At 73.6% G+C, this 8,007-nt stretch carries 7 protein-coding genes and 1 pseudogene; 5 read left to right on the forward strand and 3 right to left on the reverse strand.

Translation table 11 applies throughout. The features are described from left to right. Window positions 1-19: 19 nt before the first annotated feature. Window positions 20-970: a LysR family transcriptional regulator gene (locus AB0O40_RS18795; protein ID WP_365042421.1), complete on the forward strand. Its 951-nt coding sequence runs from the start codon at window positions 20-22 to the stop codon at window positions 968-970. Window positions 971-1,072: 102 nt separating this feature from the next. On the opposite strand, the gene AB0O40_RS18800 is transcribed toward AB0O40_RS18795, so the two are convergent. The 3 genes from AB0O40_RS18800 to AB0O40_RS18810 all read right to left on the reverse strand — a co-directional run bounded on the left by AB0O40_RS18800 (window position 1,073) and on the right by AB0O40_RS18810 (window position 4,218). After that, window positions 1,073-1,774: a gamma-glutamyl-gamma-aminobutyrate hydrolase family protein gene (locus AB0O40_RS18800; RefSeq protein ID WP_365042424.1), complete on the reverse strand. Its 702-nt coding sequence runs from the start codon at window positions 1,772-1,774 to the stop codon at window positions 1,073-1,075. Window positions 1,775-1,816: 42 nt separating this feature from the next. Continuing rightward, window positions 1,817-3,286: an ethanolamine permease gene (gene eat / locus AB0O40_RS18805; protein ID WP_365042427.1), complete on the reverse strand. Its 1,470-nt coding sequence runs from the start codon at window positions 3,284-3,286 to the stop codon at window positions 1,817-1,819. Between the two features lie 194 nt (window positions 3,287-3,480). Continuing rightward, a complete protein-coding gene (locus AB0O40_RS18810; protein WP_365042430.1) occupies window positions 3,481-4,218 on the reverse strand; it encodes an FCD domain-containing protein in 738 nt (245 codons plus the stop codon). Window positions 4,219-4,296: 78 nt separating this feature from the next. On the opposite strand from AB0O40_RS18810, the gene AB0O40_RS18815 reads away from it, so the two are divergent. From AB0O40_RS18815 to AB0O40_RS18830, 4 genes and pseudogenes are all read left to right on the forward strand, one after another. After that, complete coding sequence (locus AB0O40_RS18815) at window positions 4,297-5,661, forward strand: glutamine synthetase family protein (protein ID WP_365042433.1); 1,365 nt, start codon at window positions 4,297-4,299, stop codon at window positions 5,659-5,661. Window positions 5,662-5,669: 8 nt separating this feature from the next. Next, on the forward strand, window positions 5,670-7,070 hold the full coding sequence (locus AB0O40_RS18820) for an aldehyde dehydrogenase family protein (protein ID WP_365042436.1): 1,401 nt from the start codon (window positions 5,670-5,672) through the stop codon (window positions 7,068-7,070). A gap of 6 nt (window positions 7,071-7,076) precedes the next feature. Then, window positions 7,077-7,868, forward strand: a complete 792-nt coding sequence (locus AB0O40_RS18825; RefSeq protein WP_365042439.1) for a 3-oxoacyl-ACP reductase — start codon at window positions 7,077-7,079, stop codon at window positions 7,866-7,868. A 29-nt stretch (window positions 7,869-7,897) separates the two neighbouring features. Further along, window positions 7,898-8,007, forward strand: a pseudogene (locus AB0O40_RS18830) (aldo/keto reductase); the annotation flags it as partial.

An 8,007-nucleotide genomic window follows, 5' to 3' on the forward strand; every position in this document is an offset into this window, starting at 1 on the left:
GAGGTCATAAACTGCATTTATGAGTGAGATACCGTCCGCCGCCGCGACCGCCCCCGGCCCGGGCGGTCCGCTCGCGCACCGGGTGCCCGACCTCGGCTCCCTGGAACTGCTGCTCGCCGTGGCCCGGCTCGGCAGCCTCGGCGCGGCGGCCCGCGAGCTGGGCATCACCCAGCCCGCCGCCAGCAGCCGGATCCGGGCCATGGAGACCCGCCTCGGAGTGCCCCTGGTGGAGCGCTCGCCGCGCGGCTCCCGGCTCACCGAACAGGGCGCGCTGGTCACCGACTGGGCCCGGCCCGTGCTGGCCGCCGCCGAGGCCTTCGACGCGGGGGCGCAGGCGCTGCGGGGCCGGCGGGACTCCCGGCTGCGGGTCGCCGCCAGCCTCACCATCGCCGAGTACCTGATGCCCGGCTGGCTGATCGCCCTGCGCACCGGGCGGCCGGACACCGCGGTCTCGCTCTCGGCCGGGAACTCCGTCGCGGTCGCCGAGCGGGTGCTGGCCCACGAGGCGGACCTCGGGTTCGTGGAGGGGCTGACCGTGCCCGAGGGGCTGGACTGCGCGGTGGTGGCCCAGGACCGGCTGGTGGTGGCGGTGGCGCCCGGGCACCCGTGGGCCCGTCGCAGCGCCCCGGTACCGGCCGCCGAACTGGCCGCCACCCCGCTGATCCTGCGCGAGCAGGGCTCCGGTACCCGGCAGGTGCTCGACGCGGCCCTGGTCGCGCACGGCGGGCTGGCCGCCCCGCTGCTGGAACTGGCATCCACCACCGCGGTCAAGGCCGCGGCGGTCAGCGGGGCCGGGCCGTGCGTCCTCTCGGAGCTGTCCTTGGGGGAGGAGCTGGCGGGGCGCCGGCTGGTGGCCGTCGAGGTGGCGGGCACCGCGCTGCGGCGCTCGCTGCGCGCGGTCTGGCCGGCCGGCGCCCGGCCGGCGGGGCCGGCTCGGGATCTGTTGTCGTTGACTCGGGGGGCGTCCTGAGGGCTGTCGCGGAGCGGTACGACGGCAGCAGGTAGGCCGGTTGCCTGTGGTGTGCGGCTGCCCCACACGCCACAGGCAACCGGGGGCGTCTCAGGCGAGCAGCTAGGGCACCTGTACCGGGGTGCGGGCGGCGGTCACCAGGGCCTGGAAGAGGCGGAGGTCCTTGCCCTGCTCGGGGTGCCACTGGACGCCCAGGACCCACTGCTCGCCCGGGAGTTCCACCGCCTCGACCGTGCCGTCCTCGGCCCAGGCGGAGACCACCAGGCCTTCGCCGAGCCGGTCCACCGCCTGGTGGTGGTAGGTGGGGACGTCGGCCGGCTCGGGTGCGACGGTGCCGTAGCGGGTGCCGGCCACCGGCAGGACCCGGTGGTCGGACATCTCGCCCGGGCCGGCCGCGTGCCCGTCCATGTGCTGCACCAGCGTGCCGCCCCGGGCGACGTTCAGGAGCTGCATGCCCCGGCAGACGCCCAGCAGCGGCAGGCCGCGGTGGGCCAGGGCCGCCTCGATCACGGCCAGTTCCCACCGGTCCCGCTCGGGTGCCAGGATCCCGGTGCGCGGGTCCAGCGGGGCGCCGTACCGGGCCGGGTCGACGTCCGGTCCGCCCGTGACGATCAGCCCGTCCAGCCGGGGCAGCAGCTCCGCCGCGGCCTCCGGCTCGTCCGGCGGCAGCAGGACCGCGGTGCCGCCGCAGGCCTGGACTGCCTCGTGGTACCCGGACGGGGCGAGGGCGGTGGCCAGCTCCCACACCCGGTAGCGGGTGGACGCCTCGAGGTAGGTGGTGATGCCGATGAGCGGCTTGGGCACGGCGGGAACCTCCGGTGGGACGGGTCGTCGGGCGGGCGGGGGTCAGTCGCGGTCGAGCTCGGCCTCGGCCGCCGCCAGCGCCGCGAACTCCTCCTCCGGCGCGGAGGCGACCAGCCGGTGGCGACTGTAGAACGCGAAGTAGGCGAGTGCGACGGCGTACACGGCGAGTGCGATGAAGGCCGCGTCCTTGTCCACGAGGAAGGTGGCCACCAGCGCGGAGAGCGCCAGCAGGAGGGCCACCGCGGAGGTGACCTGGCCGCCCGGGGTGCGGTACGGCCGGGCCAGCCCCGGCTCGCGGCGCCGCAGCACCAGGTGCGAGAGGGCCATCAGCGCGTAGGAGATGGTGGCGCCGAAGACGGCGATGTTCAGCATCCGCGGCCCGTCCCCGGTCCAGGCCGCCAGCAGGAAGCCCAGCGCGCCCGGGATCAGCAGACCGAGGTACGGCGCCTTGCGGCGGCTGGTGAGGGAGAGGAAGCGGGGCAGGTAGCCGGCCCGGGAGAGGGCGAACAACTGCCGGGAGCCCGCGTAGATCAGGGAGAAGAAGGAGGCCACCAGCCCGGCCAGGCCCGCGTAGTTGACGAAGGTCTTCAGCCAGGACAGGTCCGCGTTCCCCTCCAGGGCGACCACCAGCGGGTTGCCGGCGTCCTGGACGGCGGCCGAGCCGCGGGCGCCGGTGGCCGCGACGAAGGTGACCAGGGCGAGCAGCGCGAGGACGCCCATGGAGATGGCCAGCGCCCGGGGCATCGAGCGGACCGGGTCCTTGGCCTCCTCGGCGGCCAGCGGTACGCCCTCCACGCCGAGGAAGAACCACATGCCGAAGGGGAAGGCGGCCCAGATGCCCAGCACGCCGAAGGGCAGCCAGGAGCCCGATCCGGCGGCCATGGTGTCCACCGGGATGTCGTCGAGCCGGCCGGCGTCGAACTGGGTGAGCGCCCCGACCGCGAAGACCAGCAGCGCGGCCACCGCCACGGCGGTCACCACCAGGCTGAAGCGCAGCGCCTCGCCCACCCCCCAGAGGTGGATGCCGATGAAGAGGACGAAGCAGGCGAGGTAGACGGGCCAGCCGGAGGTCAGCCCGAAGAGGTCCAGCGACTCGACGTAGTCGCCGATGAAGATCGCGATGGCCGCCGGCGCGAGGACGTACTCGATGAGGATGGCGGTGCCGGTCAGGAAGCCGCCCCAGGTCCCCAGCGCCCGGCGGGCGAAGCCGTAGCCGCCGCCGGCCGTCGGCAGGATCGCCGACAGCTCGGCGAGGGAGAAGACCAGGCAGGCGTACATCGCGCCCATCAGGAGGGTGGCGATGGCCAGGCCGCCGAAGCCGCCCTGGGCCAGGCCGTTGTTCCAGCCGGAGAAGTCCCCGGAGACGACGTACGCGACGCCCAGGCCGGTCAGCAGCAGCCAGCCGGCGCTGCCCCGGCGCAGGGTCCGCCGTTCCAGGTATGCCGCGTCGGACTCGGGGGAGACTCCGGGGGAGGGGACGCCCTGGGGGCGTGCCTCGGTGTCTTCGGCCATGTGCGCTCCTGCCTCGAACTGAGGATGGACGGTGCGTGGACGGTGCGGTGGGCAAAGGTGCGAGGCCATACCTTTGCCGTACCGGGGCGACCGGCGCAAGACCCTTGGGTTAAAGGGGCGTTACGACCGCCCCTCGGGCCCCGCCGTCCGCGCCCCCGGCCCGGTGCCGTCCCGGCCGCCGCCGGCCGCCCCCGTCAGGCCAGGAAGCCGCGCAGCAGGGCGGCCGTGCCGCAGCAGTGCTCGCGCATGACCTCGCGGGCCGCCTCCGGGTCCCGCTCGAGGATCGCGTCGACCAGGGCCGCGTGCTGGCGCTGCGAGTGCTCCAGGTTGCGCACCAGCAGCGGGATGCAGTCCAGCAGGTCGTTGACGGTCGCCCGGACGGCCGCGTACTGGGCGGTCAGCGTGGCCGAGCCGGACAGTTCGGCCAGCGTGAGGTGGAGCAGGGTGTCCAGCCGCCGGTAGTCGGAGAGCGGGGCGTCCTGGGTGGCGGCCAGTGCGGCCCGCAGCCGGCCGGTGCCCACCGGCGTCAGGCCCTGCGCCGCACAGAGCCCGGCCGCGCCGGTCTCCAGTACCTCCCGGAAGCGCAGCACGTCCTCGATGTCCACTCCCGACACCCGGCGCCGCAGCTCCTCCTCGGCCCCGCCCGCGGGGGTGTCGGGGCGCGGCATGACGAACGTACCGCCGTACCGGCCGCGTCTGCTCTCCACCAGTCCCTGCTCCTGGAGGACCTTGAGGACTTCCCGCAGGGTGACCCGGCTGATCCCCATCCGCTCGGCCAACTCCCGCTCGGGGGGCAGCCGTTCGCCGCCGGGTACCAGGCCGAGCCGGACCACCTGGAGGATCTGCTCCAGCGCCTCCTCGAAGCCGTTGCCCGCCCGGACCTGGCGCAGCACCGGGCCGAGCCGGTCGGTGTTACCGCTTTCCAGTGCCATGTCGACTTCTCCCCTTCCCAAGCAATGGTCTCGCCCCATACCTTAGGCCTCCTCGGCTCACCCGAAGGAGAGAATCCCGTGGTAGACCGCACACCCCCGCTGACGACGGAGGAGCTTCGCGCCCTCGTCGCGAGCGGCGAGATCGACACCGTCGTCCTGGCCTTCACGGACATGCAGGGGCGGCTCCAGGGCAAGCGGTTCGCCGCGCCGTTCTTCCTGAGCGACGTGCTCGCGCACGGTACCGAGGGCTGCAACTACCTCCTGGCCGTGGACACCGAGATGAACACGGTCGACGGCTACGAGATGTCCTCCTGGGACCGCGGCTACGGCGACTTCGCCATGCACCCCGACCTCGCCACCCTGCGCCGGGTCCCGTGGAACGCCGGCACCGCGATGCTGATGGCCGACCTCGCCTGGGCGGACGGCGCGCCCGTGGTCGCCGCGCCCCGCCAGATCCTGCGCCGCCAGCTGGAGCGGCTGGCCGAGCTCGGACTGACCGCGCAGGTGGGCACCGAGCTGGAGTTCATCGTCTTCAAGGACACCTACGAGCAGGCCTGGGAGGCGAACTACCGCGGGCTGACCCCGGCCAACCAGTACAACATCGACTACTCGGTCCTCGGCACCGGCCGCATCGAGCCCCTGCTGCGCCGGATCCGCAACGAGATGGCCGGCGCCGGCCTGACCGTCGAGTCCGCCAAGGGCGAGTGCAACCTGGGCCAGCACGAGATCGCCTTCCGCTACGACGAGGCCCTGGTCACCTGCGACCAGCACGCCGTCTACAAGACGGGCGCCAAGGAGATCGCCGCGCAGGAGGGCGTCTCGCTCACCTTCATGGCGAAGTTCAACGAGCGCGAGGGCAACTCCTGCCACATCCACCTCTCGCTCGCCGACGCCGAGGGCCGCAACGTCATGGCCGGGGACGGGCCGGGCGGCACCTCCGAGATCATGCGGCACTTCCTGGCCGGCCAGCTCGCCGCGCTGCGCGAGTTCTCCCTCCTGTACGCGCCGAACATCAACTCGTACAAGCGGTTCCGGCCCGGCTCCTTCGCGCCGACCGCGGTCGCCTGGGGCCAGGACAACCGCACCTGCGCGCTGCGGGTGGTCGGGCACGGCCGCTCCACCCGCTTCGAGAACCGGGTGCCCGGCGGGGACGTCAACCCGTACCTTGCGGTGGCCGGCATGGTCGCCGCGGGCCTGTACGGCGTGGAGAACCGCCTGGAGCTGCCCGAGGCCTGCCCCGGCAACGCCTACGCCGCCGACTTCGAGCACGTCCCCGGCACCCTCCGGGAGGCCGCCGAGCTGTGGGAGAACAGCGCCGTGGCCAAGGCCGCCTTCGGCCCCGAAGTCGTCGCGCACTACCGGAACATGGCGCGGGTCGAGCTCGACGCCTACGACTCCGCGGTGACCGACTGGGAACTGCGCCGCTCCTTCGAACGCATGTGAGGCACCACTTGTCGCTCTCCCCGAACCACCCGCAGGCCCCGGCGCCGCCGCACGAACACGTGGTGCTCAACCCGGCCACCGAGGAGGTGGTCGCCACCGTCCCCGCCGCCACCGCCGCGGACGTGCACGCGGCCGTCGGCCGGGCCGCCGCCGCGCAGCGCGGCTGGGCGGCCGCGGCCCCCGCCGACCGGGCCCGGCTGCTGCGCCGCTTCGCCGCGGTCGTCGACGAGCACCGTGAGGAACTGGCCCGGCTGGAGGTCACCGAGGCCGGCCACACCCTCGGCAACGCCCGCTGGGAGGCGGGCAACGTCCGCGACCTGCTGGACTACGCGGCCGGCGGCGTCGAGCGGCTGGCCGGCCGGCAGATCCCGGTCCCCGGCGGCCTGGACGTCACGATCCTGGAACCGCTCGGCGTGGTGGGCGTGATCGCGCCCTGGAACTTCCCCATGCCGATCGCCGCCTGGGGCTTCGCCCCCGCCCTGGCCGCGGGCAACGCGGTGATCCTCAAGCCGGCCGAGACCACCCCGCTGACCGCGCTGCGGCTGGCCGAGCTGGCCCTGACGGCCGGGCTGCCCGAGCACCTGCTCCAGGTGCTGCCGGGCGCCGGACCGGTGGCCGGCAACGCCCTGGTCGAGCACCCCGGAGTCGCGAAGATCGTCTTCACCGGGTCGACCCGGGTGGGCAAGCAGATCATGGCCGGCTGCGCGGACCGGGTGAAGCGCCTCACCCTGGAACTCGGCGGCAAGAGCCCCAACATCGTCTTCGCGGACGCCGACATCGAGGCCGCGGCCGCCGCCGCCCCGATGTCCTTCCTCGACAACACCGGCCAGGACTGCTGCGCCCGCACCCGGATCCTCGTCCAGCGCTCCGCCTACGACCGCTTCATGGAGCTGCTGGAACCGGCCGTCAAGGAGGTCGTGGTCGGCGACCCGGCCGACGAGGCGACCCAGATGGGCCCCCTGATCTCGCGGCTCCAGCGCGACCGGGTCCGCTCGTACGTCACCGACGGGCTGGAGATGTTCCAGGGCAGCGCCCCCGAAGGACCCGGCTTCTGGTTCCCGCCGACCGTCGTCACCGGCGTGGACCCGACCGCCGCCATCGCCGCCGAGGAGGTGTTCGGACCGGTCGCCGTGGTCCTCCCCTTCGAGGACGAGGCCGACGCGGTCCGGCTGGCCAACGCCACCGAGTACGGCCTGTCCGGCTCGATCTGGACCCGGGACGTGGGGCGCGCGCTGCGCGTCTCCGGCGCCGTCCGGGCCGGCAACCTCTCCGTCAACTCCCACAGCAGCGTCCGCTACTGGACCCCCTTCGGCGGCTACCGGCAGTCGGGGCTGGGGCGCGAGCTGGGGCCCGACGCCCTGACCGCCTTCACCGAAACCAAGAACGTCTTCATCAGCACGGAGGCCTGAGCACCCATGAGCACCGAAGCAACCGAGCCCGTCTGCCGCCGCCTGGTCGGCCGGACCGCCGTCATCACCGGCGCCGGCAGCGGCATCGGCCTCGCCACCGCCCGCCGGCTGGCCTCCGAGGGCGCCAACGTGGTCTGCGGCGACATCGACGAGACCGCGGGCAAGGCCGCGGCCGAGGCGGTCGGCGGCACCTTCGTCAAGGTGAACGTCACCGACCCGGAGGAGGTCGACAACCTCTTCAAGGTCGCCTTCGACACCTACGGCAGCGTCGACATCGCCTTCAACAACGCCGGCATCTCGCCGCCCGACGACGACTCCATCCTCACCACCGGCCTGGAGGCCTGGAAGCGGGTCCAGGACGTCAACCTGACCTCCGTCTACCTCTGCTGCAAGGCCGCGCTGCCCTACATGCAGCGGCAGGGCCGGGGCTCCATCATCAACACCGCGTCCTTCGTGGCCATCATGGGCGCGGCCACCTCGCAGATCTCGTACACCGCCTCCAAGGGCGGCGTCCTGGCCATGTCCCGCGAACTGGGCGTGCAGTTCGCCCGCGAGGGCATCCGGGTCAACGCGCTGTGCCCGGGGCCGGTCAACACCCCGCTGCTCCAGGAGCTGTTCGCCAAGGACCCGGAGCGCGCCGCGCGCCGCCTGGTCCACATCCCCGTCGGCCGCTTCGCCGAGGCGGACGAGATCGCCGCCGCCGTCGCCTTCCTCGCCAGCGACGACTCCTCCTTCGTCAACGCCACCGACTTCCTCGTCGACGGCGGCATCTCCGGGGCGTACGTCACGCCCCTGTAGGCCGCGGCCAAAGAGCCACCACCCACCCTTCGTGGTTCATGGCTGCGCACCGCGACGAGATCGTGCTCGCGACTAAGTTCGCCGTCGAGCGCACCGACGACCCGCGGTACCGGGGCGTCCGCAACGACCGGACGTACAT

This window comes from Streptomyces sp. NPDC089919 (assembly GCF_040684615.1).
Taxonomy (GTDB): Bacteria; Actinomycetota; Actinomycetes; order Streptomycetales; family Streptomycetaceae; genus Streptomyces.

Coding starts and splice junctions, on each gene's coding strand:
- AB0O40_RS18795 (WP_365042421.1), top strand. CDS start 20: ATGAGTGAGATACCGTCCGCCGCCGCGACCGCCCCCGGCCCGGGCGGT.
- eat (WP_365042427.1), bottom strand. CDS start 3,286: ATGGCCGAAGACACCGAGGCACGCCCCCAGGGCGTCCCCTCCCCCGGA.
- AB0O40_RS18810 (WP_365042430.1), bottom strand. CDS start 4,218: ATGGCACTGGAAAGCGGTAACACCGACCGGCTCGGCCCGGTGCTGCGC.
- AB0O40_RS18825 (WP_365042439.1), top strand. CDS start 7,077: ATGAGCACCGAAGCAACCGAGCCCGTCTGCCGCCGCCTGGTCGGCCGG.